The 22,073-nt window shown below is 72.2% G+C and carries 19 protein-coding genes; 5 read left to right on the top strand and 14 right to left on the bottom strand.

The features are described 5' to 3' along the window. Positions 1 to 131: 131 nt before the first annotated feature. On the bottom strand, positions 132 to 1,055 hold the full coding sequence (locus NYP07_RS07410; RefSeq protein ID WP_268148949.1) for a class I SAM-dependent methyltransferase: 924 nt from the start codon (positions 1,053 to 1,055) through the stop codon (positions 132 to 134). Between the two features lie 23 nt (positions 1,056 to 1,078). Between NYP07_RS07410 and NYP07_RS07405 the strand changes: the two genes are divergently transcribed. Beyond that, on the top strand, positions 1,079 to 1,834 hold the full coding sequence (locus NYP07_RS07405; RefSeq protein WP_268148947.1) for a ComF family protein: 756 nt from the start codon (positions 1,079 to 1,081) through the stop codon (positions 1,832 to 1,834). A gap of 171 nt (positions 1,835 to 2,005) precedes the next feature. Then, positions 2,006 to 2,476 carry a tRNA (uridine(34)/cytosine(34)/5-carboxymethylaminomethyluridine(34)-2'-O)-methyltransferase TrmL gene (gene trmL / locus NYP07_RS07400; protein ID WP_268148945.1) on the top strand — a complete coding sequence of 157 codons (471 nt, stop codon included), beginning with the start codon at positions 2,006 to 2,008 and terminating at the stop codon, positions 2,474 to 2,476. 1 nt (position 2,477) lies between these two features. Here trmL and NYP07_RS07395 read toward each other — a convergent pair whose 3' ends face one another. From NYP07_RS07395 to NYP07_RS07380, 4 genes are all read right to left on the bottom strand, one after another. Next, positions 2,478 to 3,485: an NAD(P)H-dependent glycerol-3-phosphate dehydrogenase gene (locus tag NYP07_RS07395; protein WP_268149039.1), complete on the bottom strand. Its 1,008-nt coding sequence runs from the start codon at positions 3,483 to 3,485 to the stop codon at positions 2,478 to 2,480. A 78-nt stretch (positions 3,486 to 3,563) separates the two neighbouring features. After that, a complete protein-coding gene (gene secB, locus NYP07_RS07390) occupies positions 3,564 to 4,046 on the bottom strand; it encodes a protein-export chaperone SecB (RefSeq protein ID WP_268148943.1) in 483 nt (160 codons plus the stop codon). Positions 4,047 to 4,177: 131 nt separating this feature from the next. Beyond that, a complete protein-coding gene (gene grxC / locus NYP07_RS07385) occupies positions 4,178 to 4,441 on the bottom strand; it encodes a glutaredoxin 3 (protein ID WP_268148941.1) in 264 nt (87 codons plus the stop codon). Between the two features lie 66 nt (positions 4,442 to 4,507). Then, positions 4,508 to 4,861, bottom strand: a complete 354-nt coding sequence (locus tag NYP07_RS07380) for a rhodanese-like domain-containing protein (protein ID WP_378990399.1) — start codon at positions 4,859 to 4,861, stop codon at positions 4,508 to 4,510. A gap of 167 nt (positions 4,862 to 5,028) precedes the next feature. Here NYP07_RS07380 and gpmA point away from each other — a divergent pair, with 167 nt between their 5' ends. Then, entirely contained in the window at positions 5,029 to 5,772 is a 744-nt protein-coding gene (gpmA, locus tag NYP07_RS07375) for a 2,3-diphosphoglycerate-dependent phosphoglycerate mutase (RefSeq protein ID WP_268148937.1), read from the top strand. Between the two features lie 33 nt (positions 5,773 to 5,805). Then, on the top strand, positions 5,806 to 6,576 hold the full coding sequence (locus tag NYP07_RS07370) for a hydroxypyruvate isomerase family protein (protein WP_276597031.1): 771 nt from the start codon (positions 5,806 to 5,808) through the stop codon (positions 6,574 to 6,576). On the opposite strand, the gene NYP07_RS07365 is transcribed toward NYP07_RS07370, so the two are convergent. The 6 genes from NYP07_RS07365 to NYP07_RS07340 form a co-directional block, all read right to left on the bottom strand. Then, on the bottom strand, positions 6,557 to 7,288 hold the full coding sequence (locus NYP07_RS07365; RefSeq protein ID WP_268148935.1) for a lysophospholipid acyltransferase family protein: 732 nt from the start codon (positions 7,286 to 7,288) through the stop codon (positions 6,557 to 6,559). The genes NYP07_RS07370 and NYP07_RS07365 overlap by 20 nt on opposite strands. Before the next feature lie 76 nt (positions 7,289 to 7,364). Beyond that, positions 7,365 to 8,669 (bottom strand): dihydroorotase, encoded by a 1,305-nt coding sequence (locus NYP07_RS07360; RefSeq protein WP_268148933.1) that lies wholly within the window; start codon positions 8,667 to 8,669, stop codon positions 7,365 to 7,367. Continuing rightward, positions 8,666 to 9,628: an aspartate carbamoyltransferase catalytic subunit gene (locus NYP07_RS07355; protein WP_268148931.1), complete on the bottom strand. Its 963-nt coding sequence runs from the start codon at positions 9,626 to 9,628 to the stop codon at positions 8,666 to 8,668. Before NYP07_RS07355 ends, NYP07_RS07360 begins: the two co-directional genes overlap by 4 nt. Beyond that, positions 9,628 to 10,125 (bottom strand): bifunctional pyr operon transcriptional regulator/uracil phosphoribosyltransferase PyrR, encoded by a 498-nt coding sequence (gene pyrR, locus NYP07_RS07350; RefSeq protein WP_268148929.1) that lies wholly within the window; start codon positions 10,123 to 10,125, stop codon positions 9,628 to 9,630. The genes NYP07_RS07355 and pyrR overlap by 1 nt, the downstream gene beginning before the upstream one ends. Next, on the bottom strand, positions 10,122 to 10,520 hold the full coding sequence (gene ruvX, locus NYP07_RS07345; protein WP_268148928.1) for a Holliday junction resolvase RuvX: 399 nt from the start codon (positions 10,518 to 10,520) through the stop codon (positions 10,122 to 10,124). The genes pyrR and ruvX overlap by 4 nt, the downstream gene beginning before the upstream one ends. Before the next feature lie 85 nt (positions 10,521 to 10,605). After that, complete coding sequence (locus NYP07_RS07340) at positions 10,606 to 11,184, bottom strand: YqgE/AlgH family protein (protein ID WP_268148926.1); 579 nt, start codon at positions 11,182 to 11,184, stop codon at positions 10,606 to 10,608. Positions 11,185 to 11,207: 23 nt separating this feature from the next. Between NYP07_RS07340 and NYP07_RS07335 the strand changes: the two genes are divergently transcribed. Beyond that, positions 11,208 to 12,659 carry a cryptochrome/photolyase family protein gene (locus tag NYP07_RS07335; protein ID WP_268148924.1) on the top strand — a complete coding sequence of 484 codons (1,452 nt, stop codon included), beginning with the start codon at positions 11,208 to 11,210 and terminating at the stop codon, positions 12,657 to 12,659. Between the two features lie 10 nt (positions 12,660 to 12,669). On the opposite strand, the gene NYP07_RS07330 is transcribed toward NYP07_RS07335, so the two are convergent. Genes NYP07_RS07330 through NYP07_RS07320 form a run of 3 tightly spaced genes read right to left on the bottom strand, consistent with a single transcriptional unit; the run spans position 12,670 to position 22,023 of the window. Next, positions 12,670 to 13,710: a GGDEF domain-containing protein gene (locus NYP07_RS07330; protein ID WP_268148922.1), complete on the bottom strand. Its 1,041-nt coding sequence runs from the start codon at positions 13,708 to 13,710 to the stop codon at positions 12,670 to 12,672. A gap of 7 nt (positions 13,711 to 13,717) precedes the next feature. Beyond that, positions 13,718 to 19,636: a hybrid sensor histidine kinase/response regulator gene (locus NYP07_RS07325; RefSeq protein ID WP_268148920.1), complete on the bottom strand. Its 5,919-nt coding sequence runs from the start codon at positions 19,634 to 19,636 to the stop codon at positions 13,718 to 13,720. Positions 19,637 to 19,668: 32 nt separating this feature from the next. After that, positions 19,669 to 22,023 (bottom strand): methyl-accepting chemotaxis protein, encoded by a 2,355-nt coding sequence (locus NYP07_RS07320; RefSeq protein ID WP_268148918.1) that lies wholly within the window; start codon positions 22,021 to 22,023, stop codon positions 19,669 to 19,671. Positions 22,024 to 22,073 lie beyond the last annotated feature (50 nt).

Here is a 22,073-nt window from a genome sequence, read left to right as displayed (position 1 = left end):
TTAGCCCCCGTGATCGTGGCGATCCGGGCTGCCGGACCTAGGGAAAACCGGCGTTCATGCCTTGTCGCCTGCATGCTGCAAGGCCTTCGGCAGCCGTCGGACAGCGCGCAGGCGCTGTCCTCGGCGCGGCCTCAGCCCCCCGTGCGCCCGGCGCGCAAAGCCTTCCTCATCGCGTCGACCGGCACATGGGTTTCGGCCGCCACCGCCAGCCTCGGCGCGGCCTTGAAGGCGTGGCCGAAGACCAGCTCCAGCGTCAGCGCGAGCCGGCCCTCGCGGTCGCGCAGCCCGTCCAGCTCGGCCAGCAGCGCGGCACGCCAGGCTCGGCCGCGCAGGCCGGCGAAGCGGTCCGGCGCGGCATTGCCGCCCAGTGCGCGCAGGTCGGCCAGCAGGCTCTCGGGGCTGGCCCAGGTCAGCGTCAGCCGCTGCTGGTCCATGACCGGGTCGGCCAAGCCGGCCTTCAGCACCAGGTCACCGATGTCGTGCATGTCCCACCAGTCCGGCGCGGGCCGGCCCCAGCCGCGGCGCGCATAGAGCGGGCGCAGCTCGACGAAGCTGTCCGGCCCCAGGCAGGAGAACATCACGAAGCCGCCCACCGCCAGGCTGGCCTGCCAGCCGGCCAGCAGGGCCGGCAGGTCGGCGACGGCATGCAGGGCCATGTTGGACCACAGCAGCTCGACCTCCGGCCGCGCCGGCAGCGCGTCGACGCGGCCCGACGACGCGCCGCGCAGCTTCTGCCACCAGCCCTGGGGCCGGGCCTGGGCGGCACGCGCGGCCAGCGCGGGCTCGGCCTCGTGCCACCGCATCTCGGCGTCGGGATAGGCCAGACGCAGCAGCTCCGCGCTCGCACCCAGGGCCGGCGCTGCGTCGAGCACGCGGCCCGGCTGCAGCTTGATGAAGGGCAGGCGCTCGGCCATGCGGCGCGCGACCTCGGCATGCAGCCAGGGCGGCTGGGCCGCGGCGGCCAGGCGCCGTGCCTGGTGGCGCAGCGCGGCGGGGTCGAGGTCCTGGGGCCGCGGCCCCTTGTTTGAATTAGGGGTCGATGCCGGCTCGCTCATGGGCCGGTCAGTATATTGAGCCGATGCCCGAACGCTCCCTGATGGCCGCCAAGCCCGCACTGGTCGAGAAGGTGCTGATGCGCTGCGCCGGCCAATGCGCGGTCTGCCGCGCCTGGAGCCGGCAGACCGTCTGCGCGTCCTGCCTGGCCCTCTACGCCCGGCCGCAGCCGCGCTGCTGGACCTGTGCGGCCAGGCTGCCGCTGGAACTGATCGGCCGCCCCCGGCCGCAGTGCGGGCGCTGCCTGCAGGTGGCGCCGCCGCTGGACCGCACGGTGGCCGCGCTGGACTACCGCTTCCCCTGGGACGGCCTGCTGCAGCACTTCAAATACCACCAGGCCCTGGAGCTGCGCGAAAGCCTGCTGGAGCGCCTCAATTCGGCGCTGAGCGCCGCCGACGTGGCCGCGCCCGACTGGCTGCTGCCGGTGCCGCTGTCGAGCGAGCGCCTGCGCGAGCGCGGCTACAACCAGTCGCACGAACTGGCCAAGGCGCTGGCCAGGCGGCGCGGCCTGCGCTGCGAGCCCGGCATGCTGCTGCGCCTGCGCCACAACGGCGCCCAGGCCGACCTCAAGCTCGAAGCCCGCGCGGCCAATGTGCGCGGCGTCTTCGCCATCGAGCCGCTGGCGGCGCCCCGGCTGCGCGGCAGCAGCGTCGCGCTGCTGGACGACGTGATGACCAGCGGCGCCACGCTGTTCGAGCTGGCCGGCGTGCTGCTGCAGGCCGGCGCGATGAGCGTGCAGGCCTGGGTCGTCGCGCGCACGCCGGAACCCGGCACGGAGTGAAGCCCCTTGCCCGGTCTCGCCGCGCTGAACGCGAGCGCGTCTGGTCGGTCCCCCAAGGGGACGGCGATGCTCGCAGCATCGAGCCGCTCGCACATCGCCAGACGGGCCGGCTTGGGGCGGCCCGGCGCTCGGCCCGAATGCACTCCGTGCACCGGCGAGATACTTCCGCCCATGTTCCAGATCGTCCTCGTCCACCCCGAGATCCCGCCCAACACCGGCAATGTCATCCGCCTCGCGGCCAACACCGGCTGCACGCTGCACCTGATCGAGCCGCTGGGCTTCTCGATGGAGGACCGGCTGCTGCAGCGCGCCGGGCTGGACTATCACGAGTACGCCCGCGTGCAGCGCCATGCGGACTGGGCCGCCTTCCTCGCCGCCGAGGCGCCCGACCCGGCACGCATGTTCGCCTTCACGACACGCGGCAGCCGGCCTTTCGGCGAAATGGCCTGGCAGCCGGCCGACTGGCTGGTGTTCGGCAGCGAGACGGCCGGCCTGCCGCCCGCGCTGCGCGACGGCTTCCCGACCGCGCAGCGCGTGCGACTGCCGATGCGCGAGGGCCAGCGCAGCCTGAACCTCAGCAACAGCGTCGCGGTCGCGGTGTTCGAGGCCTGGCGGCAGAACGGCTACGGCGGCGGAAGCTGAGCTATTCCGCGCGGGCCTCGCGCCCCATCAATCGCTCGACCGCCTCACCGGCGCGCAGCCGGCCGTCCAGCAGCGCCACCATGGCCTCGGTGATCGGCATCTCGACACCGGCGGCGCGGGCCCGCGCCAGCACGGTCGGCGCGCTGTAGACGCCCTCGGCCACATGGCCGAGCCGGGCCAGGATCTGCGGCAGGCCCAGGCCCTGGGCCAGCATCAGGCCGACGCGACGGTTGCGCGACAGGTCGCCGGTGGCCGTCAGCACCAGGTCGCCGAGGCCCGACAGGCCCATGAAGGTCTCGGCCCTGGCGCCCAGGGCCAGGCCCAGGCGCAGCATCTCGGCCAGGCCGCGCGTGATCAGCGCGGCGCGCGCGTTAAGGCCGGGCGCATCCGGCGCCGATGCGCTCAGGCCGTCGCAGACGCCGACGGCGATCGCCATCACGTTCTTCACCGCGCCGCCGACTTCGACGCCCACCGGGTCGCTCGACGTGTAGACGCGCAGCCGTTCACCGTGGAAGGCCTCGACGGCCGCGCGCGCCAGGCCGGCGTCCTCGCTGGCCGCGACCAGGGCCGTCGGCCGGCCGGCCGCCACCTCCTGCGCGAAGCTCGGGCCGGACAGCACGCCAACCGACAGTTTTGGCATGGCCGGCCACAGCTCGCGCGCGATCTCGTGGCCGAGCCGGCCCGTGCCGGCCTCGAAGCCCTTGCACAGCCACAGCACGCGCTGCGTCGAAGGCAGGGCCGCCAGCGTCTCGCGCAGGCCGGACATCGGCGTCGCGACGATGGTCAGGCCCCGGGCCGCGTGGGCGATGGCCGCGCCGCGGTCGGCCGTCAGCGCCAGGGCTGAGGGCAGTTCGCTGTCGGGCAGGTAGGCGGCGTTGCGGCGGCTGACGCGCATCGCGTCGATGGCCGCCGCGTCGCGCCCCCACAGGCTGACCTCATGGCCCGCGTTGGCGGCCTGGATGGCCAGCGCCGTGCCCCAGGCCCCGGCGCCGAGCACGCTGATCTTCATCGTCGTCATGCGCGGAAGTGTCCACCAAGTAAAACGCCCCGCTCGGGGCGGGGCGTCGTCACCGGGCGAAGCTCGCTATCAGTTGACGGCCTGGCCGCCCTGGGCCGCGCGCTGGGCCTGCTGGGCCTCGAACATGGCCTGGAAGTTCACTTCGGTCAGCAGCACGGGCGGGAAGCCGGCGCGGGTGCAGACGTCCGACACGATGGCGCGCAGATAGGGGTAGACCATCTGCGGGCAGACGATGCCGAGGATGCCCTCGACCTGTTCCTGCGGCACGTTGCGGATCTCGAAGATGCCGGCCTGCTTGGCCTCGACCAGGAACAGCGTCTTGTCGCCGACCTTGGTGTTGACCGTGGCGGTCACGCAGACCTCGTAGATGCCGTCGGTGACGTTCTCGGCCGACAGCGTCAGGTTGATGTCGACCTGGGGCTGCTGCTGCTCCAGCAGGATCTGGGGCGCATTGGGCTGCTCCAGCGACAGATCCTTCAGGTACATGCGCTGGATCTGGAACACGGGCGCGCCGCTGTCGGCGGTTTGGGCGTTTTGGAGCTCGTCGGCCATGGGGCAGTTCTTTCAAACAGGAAGCCCGCTAGCGGCGTGCTGCGGGCGGCGGGGCATTATCAGCGCTCGACCGTGACAGCCCCGTGGGGGCTTGCCCGGCCTTGAAATCGGGCCTGCCGCCCGAAACCGGCTCAGACCGCGGCCTGCAGCAGCGGCAGCAGGCCGCCCTGCTGGTCCAGCGCGACGAGATCGTCGCAGCCGCCGACATGGGTGTCGCCGATGAAGATCTGCGGCACGGTGCGGCGGCCGGTCCGGCTCATCATCGCCTCGCGCTCGGCCGGGTCCAGGTCGACGCGGATCTCGTCGATCTGCTCGACGCCGCGCTGCTTCAGCAGCGTCTTGGCCCGCACGCAGTAGGGGCAGACCAGGGTCGTGTACATCTTGACGGTTGCCATCGCGATTCCCTCAGGCCGCTTTCTGCCAAAAAAACAATGAATCGAGCCAGTTTGGCGAAGGGCTGCTCATGCAGCCCTTTCGACCGGCAGGTTGGCTTCGCGCCAGGCCTTCAGGCCGCCGGCCAGCACCTGGGCCTTCTCGTAGCCCAGCTTGCGCAGCATGCCCGCGGCGCGGCCGGCACGCGCGCCCGTCGGGCACACCAGCACCAGCGGCAGGGCCTTGTTGGACGGCAGCGCCTTGTGGCCCTCGATCTGGCCGAAGGGGATGTTGCGCGCACCGGCGGCGTGGGCCTTGGCGAACTCCTCGGGCTCGCTGACGTCGATCAGCACGCCCTTCTCGCGGTTGATGAGCTGCACCGCCGCGGCCGTGCTGACGGCCGCGCCCTGCGAGCCCGACACCAGCAGGGGCCAGAGCAGCATGCCGCCGGAGGCCAAGGCGGCGAGGATCAACACCAGATTCTGAGGTTCAAGCAGGAAGTTCAAGCAAGCATCCCGTGCAGTTCAACGAAGCCAGCGATTATCGCCGGGCAGCCGGACCGTGCCGCGCCACCGGATAATCCCGCGTCCATTTGTCTCACGACTGCCCCATGTACAAGCTCGTCCTCATCCGCCACGGCGAATCGACCTGGAACCTGGAAAACCGCTTCACCGGCTGGACCGATGTGGACCTGACGCCCACCGGCGTCGAGCAGGCCAAGACCGCCGGCCGGCTGCTGAAGGAAGCCGGCTACGACTTCGACATCGCCTACACCTCGGTGCTCAAGCGCGCCGTCTGGACGCTGTGGCACTGCCTGGACCAGATGGACCGCACCTGGCTGCCGGTGCGCCACGCCTGGCGCCTGAACGAGCGCCACTACGGCGCGCTGCAGGGCCTGAACAAGGCCGACATGGCCAAGCAGTACGGCGACGAGCAGGTGCTGATCTGGCGCCGCAGCTACGACACGCCGCCGCCGGCGCTGGCAGCGACCGACCCGCGCAGCGAGCGCGGCGACCGCCGCTACGCCGGCCTGGCCGAAGGCGAGGTGCCGCTGACCGAATGCCTGAAGGACACGGTGGCCCGCGTGCTGCCGTTCTGGAACGACAGCATCGCGCCGGCCATCAGGGGCGGCGAGCGCGTGCTGATCGCGGCCCACGGCAACAGCATCCGCGCGCTGGTCAAATACCTCGACAACATCGCGGACGACGCCATCGTCGGCGTCAACATCCCCAACGGCATCCCGCTGGTCTACGAGCTGGACGCCGACCTCAAGCCCATCAAGAGCTATTACCTGGGCGACGCCGAGGCCGCCGCCAAGGCCGCGGCCGCCGTGGCGAACCAGGGCAAGGCCTGAGGGCCTGAATCCGGCACCGGCGGCCGAATCGCCATGATCCCCGGCCGCTTCGCCGCCAACCTCGACTGGCTCTATCCGGAGCGCGCCTACGTCGACCGCATCGCCGCCGCGCGGGCCGACGGCTTTGCGGCCGTCGAGATGCTGCAGCCGCATCTGCAGCACGAGGCGGAACTCGCCGCGCGGCTCGCGGGCCTGCGCGTCGCCCTCATCAACGCCCCGGCCGGCGACTGGGCGGCCGGCGAGCGCGGCCTGATGGCCCTGCCCGGCCGCGAGGACGAGTTCCGCGAACTCACGCGGTGCGGCCTCGCGCTGGCCGTTCGCCTGGGCGCACCGGTCATGCACCTGATGTCCGGCATCGCCGAGGACGGGCCCGAAACGCGCGCCACCTGGCTGGCCAATCTGCGCTGGGCCGCCGAGCAGGCGCCCGCGGGCCTCACGCTGACCGTCGAGCCCATCAACCGGCGCGACATGCCCGGCTATTTCCTGCACCGCCAGGCGCAGGCGCTGGAGCTGCTCGCCACGCTGGGCTCGCCGCGCGTGAAGCTGCAGCTCGACCTCTACCACTGCCGCGTGTCCGAAGGCGGCGAATCGCTGGGCCATCTGCGCCGCGCGCTGGACCTGGGCCTGCTCGGCCATGTGCAGCTCGCCGGCGTGGACGGCCGCCACGAGCCGCTGGCCGACGAATACGCCGCCGAGCTGGCGCTGCTGGCCGAGCGCGCCTGGCCCGGCAGCGTCGGCCTGGAGTACCGCCCGCGCGGCGACACCTCGGCCGGACTGGCCTGGCTCAGCCCAGCTTCAGGCTGACCGCGCCGCGCAGCGCCTCGCCGAGCGCGCGCCGGTCACGGCCCTCGACCATCACGGTCGGCAGCAGCTGCACGTCGATGCCCAGGCCGCGCGCCGACGCGATGCGCCACAGGCTCTGCACCAGCGTCGTGTCGCCGATGAACTGCGCCGAACTGCTGAAGCGTTCGCCGGGCTCGTGCCAGCGCAGCACGACGGGCAACAGCGGCGCGTCGACCGACACGGCCGCCTGCAGCAGGTTGGCGTGGAAGGGCAGCAGCGCCGGGCCGGCGCCGGTCGTGCCCTCGGGGAAGACGGCCACACAGTCGCCCGCCTGCAGGGCCGCGGCCGTCTGGTGCACGACGCGCAGCGCGTCGCGCTTGCTGCTGCGCTCGATGAACAGCGTGCCGACGCCCTCCACCAGCGCGCCGACCAGCGGCCAGTGCCTCACGTCGGCCTTCGACACGAAGCGCGCCTGCGGCAGCACCGCGTGCACGGCGGCGATGTCGAGCCAGGACACATGGTTGGCCACCAGCAGATGGCCGTCCGGCAGGGCCGCGCCCTCGGCCTTCAGCGCGATGCCGAGGATGCGCAGCGTCTTGAGCGACCACCACTGAATCAGCTGATGCCGCTCGGCCGCGCCCAGCAGCTCGAAGCGCCGCCTGACGATCCACAGCCCGTGCAGCACATGGGGCACGAGGCGCGCGAGGCGCCAGCTGGCGGCAAGCGCCCTCATTCGACCTCCCGCCGGGCCGCCCCAAGGGAGGTCACGCCCCCTCGGGGGGCAGCACGCGAAGCGGGCGTGGGGGCCCTCATTCAGCCTCGTAGGCGAGGTGGCCGGCAACCAGCGTGCAGCGCACGCGCGCCGGCAGCTCGAAGCCGCTGCGCGAGAACTCGAAAGGCGTGTGCTTGCCCTGGCTGGCCAGCCGCTCGGGCGCGACGGCCCAGCTCGCGCCGGCATCGAAGACGCAGACATCGGCCACGCCGCCCTCGACGAGGCGGCCCGCGCTGGCGGCCAGCGAACCCAGCGCACTGCCCAGCACGCGCACCGGCTCGGCCGTGACAACGGCCAGCGCGCGCGGCAGCGGCAGGCCGGCGTCGCGCGCCCAGCGCATGGCCAGGCTCAGCAGCAGCTCCAGGCCCGTCGCGCCCGGCGTGGCCTCGGCGAAGGGCACGGCCTTCTCGTCGACGGTGACGGGCATGTGGTCGGACACCAGCGCGTCGATGCTGCCGTCGGCCAGGCCGGCCCGCAGCGCGTCGCGGTCGCGGCCCTGGCGCAGCGGCGGCGTCAGCCGCATGGCCGAGTCGAAGTAGCCGATGTCCACGTCGCTCAGGTGCAGGGAGTTGATGGACACGTCGGCCGTGACGGGCAGGCCCTCGCGCTTGGCCGCGCGCACCAGCTCCACGCCGGCGGCGCTGCTGAGGCGGCAGATGTGCACGCGGGCGCCGGTCGTGCGGACCAGCTCGAAGAGGGTGTGCAGCGCAATCGTCTCGGCCGCGACGGGCACGCCGGACAGGCCCAGCCGCGTGGCGACCGAGCCGCTGGCGGCCACGCCGCCGCTCAGGTACGCATCCTGCGGGCGCAGCCAGACGGTGTAGCCATAGGTGGCCGCGTACTGCAGCGCGCGGCTCAGCACCATGGTGTCGCGGATGGGCGCCTCGGCCTGCGAGAAGCCGATGCAGCCGGCCTCGGTCAGCTCGGCCATCTCGGTCAGCGCGGCACCTTCGAGCTGGCGCGTCAGCGCGCCCAGCGGGAAGAGGCGGCAGCGGCTGAGCTTGCGGGCGCGGAACTTCAGCATCTCGACGAGGCCGGGCTCGTCCAGCACCGGGTCGGTGTCGGGCGGGCAGACCAGGCTGGTCACGCCGCCGGCGGCGGCGGCGGCGAGCTCGCTTTCCAGCAGGCCCTCGTGCTCGTGGCCGGGCTCGCGCAGCCGCGCGCACAGATCGACCAGGCCGGGCGCGACGACGAGGCCGGCCGCATCGATGGTGCGCTCCGCGGCGAACTCGCCGACATCGCCGAGCTTGACGATGCGGCCGTTGGCGACGGCGAGGTCGCCGACGCGGTCGAGGTTGGATGCCGGGTCGATCAGCCGGCCGCCTTTGATGAGTATCTTCATGCTTCGTTTCCAGCAAGGATGGCCATCACGGCCATGCGCACGGCGATGCCGAAGGTGACCTGCGGCAGGATGACGCTGCTCTTGCCGTCCGCCACTTCGGACGCGATCTCGACGCCACGGTTGATCGGCCCCGGGTGCATGACGATGGCGTCGGGCTTGGCCAGCGCGAGCTTGTCAGGCGTGAGGCCGAAGTGCTTGAAGAACTCGCCGCTGCTGGGCAGCATCGCGCCGTTCATGCGCTCGTTCTGCAGGCGCAGCATGATGACGACGTCGGCGTCCTTCACGCCCTCGGCCATGTCGTGGCAGACGCGCACGCCCATGTCGCGCAGGTCACCGGGCACCAGGGTCTTGGGGCCGACCGCGCGGATCTCGGGCACGCCGAGGATGTTGAGCGCGTGGATGTCGCTGCGCGCGACGCGCGAGTGCACGATGTCGCCGACGATGGCCACCGTCAGGTTCCGGAAGTCCTTCTTGAAGTGCCGGATCGTGTACATGTCCAGCAGGCCCTGCGTCGGGTGGGCATGGCGGCCGTCGCCGGCGTTGACGACGTGCACATGCGGCGCGCAGTGCTGGGCGATCAGGTGGGGCGCGCCGCTCTCGCTGTGGCGCACGACGAACATGTCGGCGTGCATCGCGCTGAGGTTGGCGACCGTGTCGAGCAGGGTCTCGCCCTTGGCCGTGGAGCTGCGCGCGATGTCGAGGTTGATGACGTCGGCGGACAGGCGCTTGGCGGCGATCTCGAAGGTCGTGCGGGTGCGCGTGCTGTTCTCGAAGAACAGGTTGAACACCGACTTGCCGCGCAGCAGCGGCACCTTCTTGACCTCGCGGTCGTTGACCGACAGGAAGCTGCCGGCCGTGTCCAGGATCTGCTCGATGACCGCGCGCGGCAGGCCTTCGACGGACAGCAGATGGATCAGCTCCCCGTGCTTGTTGAGCTGGGGGTTGCGTTTGCTGAGCATCACTTCACCTCGAAGCTGAAGGTGCCGCTCTCGTTGCGGGCGAGACGCAGGCTTTGTTCGGACGACAGCGTCACGCGCGCAGCCGAGAAGGCCGGCTCGATGGGCAGCTGGCGCCCGCCGCGGTCCACCAGCACGGCGAGCTGCACGCGCGCCGGGCGGCCGAAGTCGAACAGCTCGTTGAGCACCGCCCGCGTCGTTCGGCCGGTGTAGAGCACGTCGTCGATGAGCAGGATGTCACGGCCGTTGACCTCGAAGGGCAGCGTCGTGTGGTCGGCACCTCCTTTTCCGGACACCAGGCCGCGCGAGCCGAAGTCGTCGCGGTGCAGCGCGCTGGAGATGGTGCCGGAGGCCAGCCCCAGGTCGGCCGCCAGGCGCTCGGCCAGCCAGGCGCCGCCGCTCCAGATGCCCACCAGGGCGGTGTCGGGCGTCAGCAGGCGCTGCACCCCTTTCTTGAGTTCGAGGTACAGGGCCTCGGCATCGAGCAGCAATTCAGTCATGGGTGTTCTCGGAAAAACTGTTCAAGGATCAGCGCGGCGGCGGCGGCATCCACGTCGTGCGCACCTTGGCCTTCGGCCTCCACGCTGGTGTAGCGCTCGTCCACCTCGAAGACCGGCAGGTGGTAGCGCCCGGCCAGGCGGCGGCCGAAGTTCTGCGCCTTGGCCGTCATCTCGTGCGGCGCGCCGTCTGGGTGGCGCGGCACGCCGATGACGAGGGCGTCGGGCTGCCAGGTCTGGATGAGGGCCGCGATGGCGTCGAAGTCGCCGCCCTTGAGCGTGCCGCGCGGCTCGGCCGCGCCGAGCAGGCGCGTGCCGCTGGCCACGCCGATGCGGCGCAGGCCGAAATCAAAAGCAAGAAAGGATTGAAGGCGGGACGCGTCAGCCACGACGGCCATCACGCATGCCCCTCGTCCGACGCCAGCGTCGGACGGTCCCCCAAGGGGACGCACGCCGGCTCGGGAGCGGCCCAGCGCTCGGCGCTCACGCATGCCCCGCATCGGAGCTGAGCATCCGCGGGTCGATGCCCAGCAGGCCCAGGGCCTTCTCGTAGCGCTGCTCGACCGGCGTGTCGAAGATGATCTCCGGCGCCGCGTCGACGGTCAGCCAGCCGTTGCGGCCGATCTCTTCCTCCAGCTGGCCGGCGGCCCAGCCGCTGTAGCCCAGCGTGACGAGCAGCTTCTTGGGGCCGGCGCCGTTGGACAGCGCCTCCAGCACGTCGCGGCTGGTGGTCATCTCCAGGCCGCCGGGCACGGCCAGCGTCGCGTTGTAGTGGCCGCCCTCCTCGTCCAGCGGCTCGTGCAGCACGAAGCCGCGGTCGGTCTGCACCGGGCCGCCGTAGAAGACCGGCGTCTCGGCCAGCGGGTCGGCCGGCGGGCTCAGCTCGACCTTCTCGAACAGATGGCCCAGCGTCAGCGAGATGGGCTTGTTGATGACGAGGCCGAGGGCGCCGTTGTCGTTGTGCTCGCAGAGGTAGACCACCGTGCCTGCGAAAGCCTCGTCGGCCATGCCCGGCATGGCGATGAGGAACTGGTTGGTCAGGACGATCCGGTCGGCGGGCATGGCGGCATTTTATTCTGCCGGGTATGACCACCCGAATTGATCGCGCCCTGGTCTGGTTCCGCCGCGACCTGCGCGTGGACGACCAGGCCGCGCTGTACCGCGCGCTGACCGGCGCCAGGCAGGTCTTCTGCGCCTTCGTGCTGGACCGCGACATCCTCGACGCCTTGCCCCGCGCGGACCGGCGCGTCGAGTTCATCCTCGGCGCGCTGCAGGTGCTGGACGAGGCCCTGCGCCGACACGGCGGCGCGCTGATCGTGCGCCACGGCCGCGCGGCGGACGAGATCCCGCGCCTGGCGGCCGAACTGGGCGTGCAGGCGGTGTTCTGCAACCACGACGACGAGCCGCAGGCGCTGGCGCGCGACGCGCTCGTGGCCGGGCGGCTGGAGGCCCTCGACGCCGAGCTGCGCACCTTCAAGGACCACGTCGTCTTCGAGCGCCGCGAACTCATGACGGCCGCCGGCGGCCCCTACGGCGTGTTCACGCCCTACAAGAACGCCTGGCTGCGCAAGCTGGACGCCTTCTACCTGGGCAGCTACCCGGTCGAGCGCCATGCTGCGGCGCTGGCGCCGAGCGGGCTGGCGCGCGGCGTGCCCACGCTGGCTAACATCGGCTTCAAGCCTGCGGGCCTGAGCCCCCATGTCGGCCAGGGCAGCCGCGGCGCCGAGGCCCTGCTGGACGACTTCCTCGACCGCATCGACCAGTACGGCCGCACGCGCGACTTCCCCGCCGTCAAGGGGCCGAGCTATCTGAGCGTGCACCTGCGCTTCGGCACCGTGTCCATCCGCCGCCTGGCGCGGCTCGCCCACCAGCGCATGCTGGGCGGCGAGCATGGCGCCGAGGTCTGGCTGTCGGAGCTGATCTGGCGCGACTTCTACCACCAGCTCATGCACCACCATCCGCAGGCGATGACGGCCGCCTTCCGGCCCGAGTACGACGCTGTTCGCTGGGAGACGGGCCCGCAGGCCGACGCGCTGTTCGCCGCCTGGTGCGAGGGCCGCACCGGCTTCCCGCTGGTGGACGCGGCGATGCGCCAGCTGCGCCAGACCGGCTATATGCACAACCGGCTGCGCATGGTCGCGGCCAGCTTCCTGTGCAAGGACCTGGGGCTGGACTGGCGCCGCGGCGAGGCCTGGTTCGCCGCGCAGCTGCTGGACTTCGACCTCGCGGCCAACAACGGTGGCTGGCAGTGGGCCAGCAGCAGCGGCTGCGACGCCCAGCCCTGGTTCCGCATCTTCAACCCGACCACGCAGAGCGAGAAGTTCGATGCCGAGGGCCGCTTCATCCGCCGCTACTGCCCCGAACTGGCCGGCCTGCCGGCCAAGGCCGTCCACGCGCCCTGGGAGCGCGCGCCGCTGCAGATGCAGGGCGTGGACTACCCGCGCCCGGTCGTGGACCACGCGCTGGCGCGCGCGCGCACGCTGGAACGCTATGCGGTCGTGAAGACGCGTGCGCTGCCGGCGCGCGAGCCGACCTGAGGCAGCCGCGTCAGAACAGCTCCACGTCGGACAGCGGGGCGGTTTCCTGGATCACGCCGCTGGCCACCAGGGCCGCGTAGTTGTGCACCTGGTTCCGGCCATGCGCCTTGGCGTGGTAGACGGCCTTGTCGGCACGCTCGAAGGCCGCGGCCGGCGCATCGCCGGCCCGCACCTCGGTGAAGCCGATGCTGACCGTGATGCGGCCGACCTGCGGGAAGACGTAGCGCTCGGTGTTCAGGCGCAGGCGCTCGAAGGCCTCGCCGGCGTGGACATCCTCGTCGCAGCGCATCAGCACGACGAACTCCTCGCCGCCGAAGCGGTAGAGCAGGTCGTGGAAGCGGAAGGATCCACGCATCAGCCGCGACAGCAGCAGCAGCACCTCGTCGCCGATCAGATGGCCGAAACGGTCGTTGACGGACTTGAAGTGGTCGATGTCGATGACGCCCAGCACATAGTGGGGCACGGCGGCTTCGTGGCGGCGGTCCTCGGCGCCGTGCTCGGGCAGCGGCTGCTTGGCCGGGATCTCGGTCAGCACCTTCAGGAAGCTCTCGTCGAAGGTCTTGCGGTTGAGCAGGCCGGTCAGCGTGTCGCGCTCGGAGTAGTCGAGCAGGCCCTGGAAGTTGTGATAGATGCGCAGCACGCTGCTGACCATGCGCTGCGAACTGGCACCCAGGCGGCGCGTGGAGAGGATCTCGATGACGCCGACGACGTCGCGGTCGGTCGCGATCGGGAACAGGTAGAACCACTGGCCGCCCTGGGCGACCTGGGTCACGCTGCGGCTGCGCATGGCCTCCAGGCGCAGCGGATGCTCGGTCACCAGCGGCAGCGCCTCGGGCTTGGCCCACAGCGGGTCGGCCGAGGCCACCGCGTCGCCGGCGCGCAGATGCGCGCGCGTGAGCCAGCGCTCCTGCCCCGGCTCGCCGACGCTGCGGTAGATGGCCACCGACTCCGGCTCCAGCAGGTCGCGCAGCGCCATGACGAGGGTGACGTCCATGACGTCACGGTCACGGAAGCCCGTCAGCTCGGCGAGGTGGTCGACAACCTGTGACATGGGTCGCCTAGGCCGCGGCGGCGTGACGGGTGAACTGCTGGATCAGGCCCAGCAGCTGTTCCTCGTCATACGGCTTGCCGAGGTAGTGCTCGACACCGAGCTGGGCCGCGTAGTCTCGGTGCTTCTGCGCGATGCGCGACGTGATCATGATGACCGGCAGGCCGGCCAGCCGCGAGTCGGCGCGCATATTGCGCACCAGGTCGAAGCCGTCCATGCGCGGCATCTCGATGTCCGACAGCACGACGGCCGGCAGTTCGTCGCCGGCCAGCTTCTCCATCGCATCGAGGCCGTCCTTGGCCAGCAGCACGCGCAGGCCGACGCGCTCCAGCAGGCGCTGGGTCACGCGGCGCACGGTCAGCGAATCGTCGACCACCATGACCAGCGGCGCCTGCACGACCTCCTCGGCCACCGGCGCGACCGGCTGGGCCGACTGCGACTGCGCATGGGCCGCCACGAGGCGGGCCTGGGCATCGACGCCGTACCAGTCGGCCAGCGCGACGACGTTGTAGATCAGCGCGACATCGCCCGAGGCCAGCAGGCTGATGCCCGCCAGGCCCGGCACGCGGTTGAGCTGGGCGCCCAGGTTCTTGACGACGACTTCCTGGTTGCCGATGACCTCGTCGACGTGCAGGGCCAGCGCGGCCTGCGCGCTGCGCACCAGCACGATGGGCGCATGGCGGCCATGCGTGTGGCCGCGGCCGTGATGGCCGAGCAGGCCGCCCAGCCAGTAGAACGGCAGCTCAGCGCCGCCATGCCTGAGCTTGCCGCCGGCATAGGCCGCCTCGACGGCGTCGACCGGCACGCGCTGCACGGACTCCATCAGCGCCGCCGGCACGGCGACGACCTGGTCACCGCTCCTGAGCAGCACGATCTGCGTCAGCGCCGTGGTCAGCGGCAGGCGCAGCAGGAAGTTGGTGCCCGCGCCGGCCTGCGAGGCCGTCTCGATGCTGCCGCCCAGCGTGCCGACCTCGGCGCGGACCACGTCCATGCCGATGCCGCGCCCGCTGAGCTCGGTGATCTGGCTGGCCGTGGAGAAGCCGGGCGCGAAGATCAGGCGCTTGAGCTGGGCCTCGTCGGGCTCGGCATCGGGCGCGATCAGGCCCAGCTGCAGGCCGCGCTCGCGGATGCGCGCGAGGTTGAGGCCGGCGCCGTCGTCGGCGAAGTTCAGCAGCACCTCGTTGCCGTGCTGGCGCACCCCGATGCGCAGCGTGCCGGTGGCGTCCTTGCCCGCCGCGGCGCGCGCGTCCGGCGCCTCGATGCCGTGGCTGACGCTGTTGCGCAGCAGGTGCTCGAAGGCGCCCGACATGCGCTCCAGCACGGAGCGGTCCAGCTCGGTCTGGCCGCCGCTGATCTCCAGCCTGACCTGCTTGCCGGTGTCGCGCGCGGCCTGGCGCACGACGCGGTGCATGCGCTCGCCGACGGAGTCGAACTCGACCAGGCGGGTGCGCAGCAGGTCGTCCTGCAGTTCGCGCGTCAGCCGCGACTGCGCGGCCAGCTCGTCTTCGCCGGACTGCACGCTGCGGCCCAGCGTGCGCTGCAGCGTGGCCACGTCGCCGACCGACTCGGTCAGCATGCGGGTCAGTTCCTGGAAGCGGGTGTAGCGGTCGAACTCCAGCGGGTCGAACTCGCGGCCGCCCTGCTGCGCCAGCTCCTGCTGGGCATGCATCTGGGCCTCGGCCTGCAGGTCCAGCTCGCGCAGCTGGGCGCGCAGGCGCTCCAGGTTGTCGTCCAGGTCGAGCAGCGCACCCTTCATCTGGGCCAGCTCGGACTCCATGCGGGCGCGGCGGATGCTGACCTCGCCGGCCTGCGTGGCCATGCGCTCCAGCAGGCTGCCACGCACGCGGACCTGAGCCTGGCCGATGGCCAGGCTGTCGCTGCCGGGCTCGATCTCGGCGGTGTCGGTGAAGCGGCTCCAGTCGATCTCGCGGGCCGGCGCCGACGGGGCCGCCTCGTCGGCCACCGGGGCCGGCATGGCCAAGCGGGCCAGCGGCTCGGGCCGGGGTTCGGCGGGTGCGACGGCCGCGGGGAGCGGTGCCGCCACGGGGGCCGCGGCGGCCGGCGCCATCAGGCTGCGGCCGAGCTGCTCGAAGGCGTGCTCCAGCGCATCGCCCTCGTGCTGCAGGGCCTGGACCTGGCCGAAGTCGGCGCTGCCGGCGCGCAGCAGCGCCTCGATGGCCGACTCCAGATGGTGGGCCTGCTCGCCCAGGCGCATCGCGCCGGCGAGGCGGGCACCGCCCTTGAAGGTGTGCAGGGCCCGCATGCAGGCGTCGGAGCGGCCCAGGTCGCCGGGCTCGGCCAGCCATTCGCGCAGCGCGCCGTGCAGCTGCTGCAGCAGGTCGCGGCCCTCTTCCTCGAAGATCGGGTAGAGGTCGGGCTCGATGTGGTCGGGCAGGCCGGCCTCGGGCTCGGGCGGCGGCTCCGGCGCAGGGGCCGGCTCGACGACGGCTTGGCCGGCCGGCTCGGACGCGAGCTCGGGCTGCGGCTGCGCGACGGAAGCGGGCAGCTCCAGCTCACCGGCGATGGTGTCAGGGCCGGCCGCCGCCACGAGCGCGTCCAGCGGGGCCGCGGCCGTCATCGGCTCCTCCTGCGGCTCGTAGGCATGCAGTTGCTCGATGACCTCGGGGTCGTGCGGCTTCAGGAAGCCGGCGGCGAACTGGTGCAGCAGGCGGCGGATGTCGTCGGCGGCGCGCACGAAGAGCTCGGCGTCGGCCTCTTCGTAGCGCACGGCGCGCTGGGCGCGGCCCAGCGTGTGCTCCAGCTCGCGGGCCAGCGACGACAGATCGTCGTAGCCCACGGTGGCCGCATTGCCGGCCAGCTTGTGGGCATGCGCCTCGCAGCTGGCGGGCACGGGGTGGCTGAGCTCGGACGCCCATTCGGCCAGCTCGATGGAGAGGCGGCGCGACAGCTCGTCGGCCTCGTTCAGGAAGATGTTGAACAGCGCGATGCTGATGCGCAGCGGGCCGATGAGCTTGAAGCCCTCGTCGGGATCGACCGGCGCGAGCTCGGGCTCGGGCGGCACCACCGGCTCGACCAGCGCGAGCAGCGGCGCGGCCTCGGCCGCCGCGGCATGCGCCGCCTCGTGGGCCGGCGGCACGGACAGCGCCAGTGTGGGCTCATCGTCGGGCAGGGGTGCGGCCTCGACCGCTTCGGCCGCCCCGTCCAGGTCGAGCTCGACGCCGAGGCTGGGCAGCAGCGGCTCCATGTCGACGGCGGCGACCGGCAGGGGCTCGGCCGACGCGTGGACGTCGGGCAGCAGCTCGGTGCCGCCGAAGTCCAGCGACAGCGCGGGCTCGGGCCGGGCCGGGCCGGCCGGGGTCGCCGCGGCCTGCGGCTCCGAGGGTTCGAGGACGAAGTCGGGCAGCAGCGGCTCGGCCTCTTCGATCTCCGGCGGCAGCGTGTCGGCAAAGTCGAGGTCCAGTGCTGCGGCCTCGATGTTCTCGGCCACGGGCAGAACCTCGGCCGGCGTCGCGGCGGCGCGCGGGGGCTCCGCAGGCGCCGGCTGCGGGGCGGCGGCCGGCGCCTCGGCGGGCCAGTCCAGCGGCAGCGGCTGGCCCTGCAGGCGCAGCGAATCGGCGCTGCGGCGCAGCGGGTCGGGCAGGCTGTGGCCAGGCGCGCTGCCGGCGATCTGCTCGCGCCAGCGCGCGAAGTAGTCCAGCGCCTCAGCCGTGAAGCCCATCAGCGCCGCATCGGCCTGCGGATGCGCCTCGGCGAGGCTGGCGTTGTAGAGCTGCTCGCAGGCCCAGGCGCCCTCGCCGAAGTCGTTCAGGCCGACCATGCGCGCGCTGCCCTTGAGCGTGTGGAAGGCGCGGCGCACGACGGTGAGCTGGGCGTGGTCGGCCGGTTCCGTGTGCAGCGCTTCGAGCGCGGCACGGGCATTGGCGATGACCTCGTCGGCCTCCTCCAGGAAGATCTCGCGCATCTCCGGGTCGTCGGCCACGCTCGGCTCGGCCGCGGCGGGCGCGGGCGCCGGTGCGGCGGGCAGGGGCGCGGGCGCCGGTGCGGGCTGCGACAGGTCGACGTCGGGCAGGCTGAGGTCGGGCAGTTCCAGCGTGCCCAGCTCGACGTGCAGGGGCTGGGTCGCCTCGTGCGCGAAGTCGGGCACGGCCGCGGGTTCCGGCTCGACATGGAAGCCGCTGGCCTCGAAGTCCGGCAGATCGACGGCGCCTTCACGGCGGCCCATGACGGCGTCCAGGCGGCCGCTGGCCTCGTCGAACTGGAACATGCGCTTGGCCAGGGCCGGCTGCACGCTGAGCATGTCGATCAGGAAGCCCAGCGCGCCGAGGTTGGTGGCGAGGCGCTCGAAGACGCCCTTGGCGCCGGCGCGCTCGAAGTCGATCTCGGTGTTGGCGAGGCCGTCGACCTCGTCGCGCATGCGCACCGTGGCCAGCGCGGCCTGGTCCAGGCCCAGCACGCTGAGCACGCCGCGCATGGCCTGCAGCTGGCCGGGCACGGGGATCAGCAGCTCGCGCTGGGTCGGGCTGCGGAAGTATTCGTCGCACAGCCTCTCGACCTCGGACAGGCTGGCGCGCAGCTCGTGCACGACGCTGCCCAGGGTCTGGCGGTCGGAGACCCGGCGGTACAGATCCTCCATCCAGTCTTCCAGCGGCTCGGCCGGCTGGCCGTGGGCCACGGCCTCGACGCGGCGCGCCAGGCGGCGCACGCGGTCGGCCTGCTCGGGCTGGTCGAAGGCGGCGTCTTCCAGCGCGGCCTCGACATAGAGCAGGCTGGTGGCGACCTCCATGGCCAGGGCCGGCGGCGGCGTGCTGCGCGAGCGCAGCGTCGCGACGACGGCGCGCTGCAGCGTCTGGGCCAGCACCTCGCCGCTGGGGAAGAGGCGGGTGAGGGACTCGGCCAGCGCGGCGAACTGCTCGTCCAGGCCGGTCAGGCGGTGCTGGTCGCCCTCGGCAGCGCTGGACCAGCTCTCCTTGGCGGCCAGCACGCGCCGCTTGGCCTGCGCGACCCAGGCGGGGTCGATGCGGCCGAGGCTGGCATCCTCGTAGTTGCCGGCCTGCTCGTCGCCCAGCCGGTAGGCCTCGTGCACGGCCTGCAGGCGCGGGCCGACGCCCGGCGTGGGGCGGCACTGGGCGCAGAAGAACAGCAGATCCTGCGCAAGGCGGTCGCGCTGCGGATCGTCCTGCCCGTCCTGGCCCACCAGGCGCAGCTCGTGCAGCAGCTTGGAGCCCAGGCGCTTGGTGTAGGCGTCGCTGCCCAGCAGCTTCAGCGCCTGGCCTTCGAAGACGGCCGCGGCCAGCTGCCACAGCGTGCGGCCGTTGCCGGCCGGCAGCCCGGCCGCCAGGCCGGCACACAGGCCGGACAGGCTGGCAGCGTGGGCCGGGTTGGGCTCGCGCATCTGGCGCAGCAGCGCGGCCTCGAAGGGCGCGCGCACGGCATCGGGCGAACGCGGCGCGGCGCCGGCCTCCAGCGGCAGGCTGCGCCAGGCCCAGTCGTACTGCCAGAGGTCGGCCGGGTGGATGCGCTCGACGCCGTTGAGCTGCTGCAGGTCGCGGTAGCTCGGGTAGAGGGCCAGCGTCGAGGTCTTGCTGCCGGCCAGCAGCCGGGCGACATAGGCCAGCAGCGCGAAGTCGGCGCGCTCGATGGTGTCGACCGTGCTGGGCTCGACCTCCAGCGGGTGCTGGGCCAGGCGCTCGACCGCCTGCTCGGCGGCGCGCAGCACGCTGGCGCCCGCCGGCAGGCCGACGAGGGACAGCACGCCGCTGACCTGGTGCAGCTGGGCCGCGGCCTGCTGCAGCGGCAGGCTGGGCTGGGCGTCGGCGCCAAAGGCCGAGAGGCGGTTGTCGGCGCCATCGCGCACGAGGCGGCGCAGCGTCTTGTGCACAGCCTCCAGTGACCGGCGCAATTCCTCCTGCACCCAGGCCAGGGGGCTGAGGTCGGCCGGGAGTTCGGCGTCTCGCAGGGAGCTTTCCATGCCTGGGCTTTCTCGCTCGGTGCGGGTCGCCTTCAGGCGACCTTGAATCGGGCCACGGATGCGCGCAGCGCCTCGGCGGAACGGGACAGCTCATGCACCATCTGGGCCGTGGAGCGCGTGCCCTCGGAGGTCTGCTCGGTCACCGCGAAGATGTGCTGGATGTTGGACGCGACCTCGTTGGCGTGCTCGGCCTCCTGCTTGGCCTGCGCGGAGATGCGCACGATCAGTTGGTCCAGCTGGCGCGACACCCTGTCGATGTCTTCCAGCGCCTTGCCGGCCGCGTCGGACAGCTGCGTGCCTTCGACCACCCCGCGCGTCGAGCGCTCCATGGCGGCCACGGCGTCGTGGGTGTCGGTCTGAATGGTCTTGACCAGGGCCGCGATCCGGCGCGTCGCGTCGCCGGATCGCTCGGCCAGGCGCTGCACTTCTTCCGCCACGACGGAGAAGCCGCGGCCCGCTTCGCCGGCGGACGCGGCCTGGATGGCCGCGTTCAGCGCCAGCACGTTGGTCTGTTCCGTAATGTCCGAGATCAGCTCCGTGATCTCGCCGATCTCCTGCGACGACTCGCCCAGGCGCTTGATGCGCTTGGACGTCTCCTGGATGGAGTCGCGGATGGTGTTCATGCCGGCGATGTTGTTCTGCATCGCGGCCAGGCCCTGCTCGGCGGCCTGGCGGCTCTGGCGCGCCACCTCGGCAGTCGTCTGCGCCTGCGCGGACACGTCGGTGATTCGGCCCGCCATGCCCAGCACGGCCTCGCCGGTCGCGCGGATCTCGTGCAGCTGCTCCTTGGACGCGGCCAGCAGGTCGGTGGAGGTCTGATCCACCGCGCCGGTGGTGTCCGTCACGCGGGCCGCCGTCGTCTGCACCTGGCCGACGAGGGTGCGCAGCTCTTCCACCGTGTAGTTCACCGAGTCGGCGATCGCGCCGGTGATGTCTTCCGTCACCGTCGCCTGCTGCGTCAGGTCGCCTTCGGCGACCGTGGACAGCTCGTTCATCAGCCGCAGAATGGCCGCCTGGTTGGCGTCGTTGACGCGCTTGGCCTCCTGCTCCTGGGCCTCGGCCTCGCGCTTCTGGGCCTCGGCGAGGGCGGCGCGCTCGGACTGGTCGGCCACGAACAGGCGCAGGAAACCGACGGCACCCACCAGCAGCGCGATCAGCGACAGGATCATGAACAGGGCCAGGCCCCAGCCGGCGCCGCCGGTCTTTTCGAGGTCGGCCGCGGCCTGCTCCAGGCCTTTGCGCAGCGGCTCGGAGTCGTTCAGGATGGCCGTCTGGGCTTCACGCGCGGACACCAGGCCCTGCAGATTGCCCAGGATCGCGGAGGCCTGGGTGCGGGTCTGCTCGTACTGCTTCAGCAGGGTCTGCAGGCGCTCCTTCAGCTGCGGGTCTTTCGCGGCGTTCAGGCGCAGTTCGGGGCTGCCGCTGATCAGGGCCTCGGTGATGAGCTTGAAGGAGTTCAGATCCTTGCCGAGCAGGAACACGGCCTCGGGGCTGACGCCTTCCTGCGTCAGGAATTCGTTGGCGCTCTTGCCGATGCGCTGGGTCAGCATGACGAGCTGGCCGACCGCGGAGACCTCGCCCGCCGACGAGCCGATCTGCAGCGCCTGGGACGACACGGCCTCGGCGGACTCCAGCAGGTCGCTGGACTGGCGGTTGATGGCGCGCAGCGCCTGGCCGACCTGGGTCAGGATCTTTTCCTGGGCCTGCACGACCTTGCCGTTCTTCTCGGCGCGCTCGACCAGGGGCTTGAGGGATTCGAGGGTCGGCTGCACGGCGGCCGGCGCGACGGCCAGCGGGCCCTCGCCGGTGCGCAGATTGGTGACGACGCCGCCGAGCGTGCCCACCGACTCCCTCAGCTCGCCGAAGGCCGCCGGATTGCCCACCAGCGCGGCGGACACCGACTTGGCCATGCGCTGCGAATGCATCAGCGCCTGGCCGGCCGCGCGCACCTGGGCGGCGCTGCGGTTGGAGCTCACGAGCACCAGGCTGACCGACACGGCCGTGCCGACGAGGCCGAGCACGACGAGGCCGGTCAGCACGCGCTGGCGGTGGCGGCCGAGCAGCTCGCCCAGCTTCGCGGCGCCGCCGGCGGGCCGCGCGGGCAGCACCGTGGTCGGGTCGGCGGCCTGCGTGGTCGGCGCGAAGCTCATCGTGCTGGGCGCGAACTCGCTGACCGGGCCCGGTTCGGTCGGAACGGCCTGCGAGATGATGGATGTCGGTGCGTCGGCGGGGACCAGGCTCTCGACGCCGGCCAGCGTCGACTCGGCGGCGCGCGTCGCATCGAAGCTCGGCCCGCGCGTGTCGATGGTGGTGTCCATCGACTCGGGCGGCATCGTCAACAGCTCTTCGGTTTCGGACTTTCCCCTGATCTTGTCCAGCAGGTTCATCTCACCCTCGTCCTTCAATGTTCGTGATGTCCGCGCTCGGCGGCGGGCTG

It is taken from the genome of Pelomonas aquatica, from assembly GCF_026712205.1.
Lineage (GTDB): Bacteria > Pseudomonadota > Gammaproteobacteria > Burkholderiales > Burkholderiaceae_C > Pelomonas > Pelomonas aquatica.
This window is presented reverse-complemented; position numbering and strand designations above follow the sequence as displayed.

Excerpts from the sequence above, each read along its gene's own strand:
- NYP07_RS07330 (WP_268148922.1), bottom strand. The coding sequence starts at position 13,710 with ATGTCACAGGTTGTCGACCACCTCGCCGAGCTGACGGGCTTCCGTGAC.
- grxC (WP_268148941.1), bottom strand. The coding sequence starts at position 4,441 with ATGGCAACCGTCAAGATGTACACGACCCTGGTCTGCCCCTACTGCGTG.
- secB (WP_268148943.1), bottom strand. The coding sequence starts at position 4,046 with ATGGCCGACGAGCTCCAAAACGCCCAAACCGCCGACAGCGGCGCGCCC.
- NYP07_RS07395 (WP_268149039.1), bottom strand. The coding sequence starts at position 3,485 with ATGAAGATCAGCGTGCTCGGCGCCGGGGCCTGGGGCACGGCGCTGGCC.
- NYP07_RS07335 (WP_268148924.1), top strand. The coding sequence starts at position 11,208 with ATGACCACCCGAATTGATCGCGCCCTGGTCTGGTTCCGCCGCGACCTG.
- NYP07_RS07360 (WP_268148933.1), bottom strand. The coding sequence starts at position 8,669 with ATGAAGATACTCATCAAAGGCGGCCGGCTGATCGACCCGGCATCCAAC.
- NYP07_RS07365 (WP_268148935.1), bottom strand. The coding sequence starts at position 7,288 with ATGAGGGCGCTTGCCGCCAGCTGGCGCCTCGCGCGCCTCGTGCCCCAT.
- NYP07_RS07405 (WP_268148947.1), top strand. The coding sequence starts at position 1,079 with ATGCCCGAACGCTCCCTGATGGCCGCCAAGCCCGCACTGGTCGAGAAG.
- trmL (WP_268148945.1), top strand. The coding sequence starts at position 2,006 with ATGTTCCAGATCGTCCTCGTCCACCCCGAGATCCCGCCCAACACCGGC.
- NYP07_RS07320 (WP_268148918.1), bottom strand. The coding sequence starts at position 22,023 with ATGAACCTGCTGGACAAGATCAGGGGAAAGTCCGAAACCGAAGAGCTG.
- NYP07_RS07410 (WP_268148949.1), bottom strand. The coding sequence starts at position 1,055 with ATGAGCGAGCCGGCATCGACCCCTAATTCAAACAAGGGGCCGCGGCCC.
- gpmA (WP_268148937.1), top strand. The coding sequence starts at position 5,029 with ATGTACAAGCTCGTCCTCATCCGCCACGGCGAATCGACCTGGAACCTG.
- NYP07_RS07380 (WP_378990399.1), bottom strand. The coding sequence starts at position 4,861 with ATGCTGCTCTGGCCCCTGCTGGTGTCGGGCTCGCAGGGCGCGGCCGTC.
- ruvX (WP_268148928.1), bottom strand. The coding sequence starts at position 10,520 with ATGGCCGTCGTGGCTGACGCGTCCCGCCTTCAATCCTTTCTTGCTTTT.
- pyrR (WP_268148929.1), bottom strand. The coding sequence starts at position 10,125 with ATGACTGAATTGCTGCTCGATGCCGAGGCCCTGTACCTCGAACTCAAG.
- NYP07_RS07325 (WP_268148920.1), bottom strand. The coding sequence starts at position 19,636 with ATGGAAAGCTCCCTGCGAGACGCCGAACTCCCGGCCGACCTCAGCCCC.
- NYP07_RS07340 (WP_268148926.1), bottom strand. The coding sequence starts at position 11,184 with ATGCCCGCCGACCGGATCGTCCTGACCAACCAGTTCCTCATCGCCATG.
- NYP07_RS07355 (WP_268148931.1), bottom strand. The coding sequence starts at position 9,628 with ATGCTCAGCAAACGCAACCCCCAGCTCAACAAGCACGGGGAGCTGATC.
- NYP07_RS07370 (WP_276597031.1), top strand. The coding sequence starts at position 5,806 with ATGATCCCCGGCCGCTTCGCCGCCAACCTCGACTGGCTCTATCCGGAG.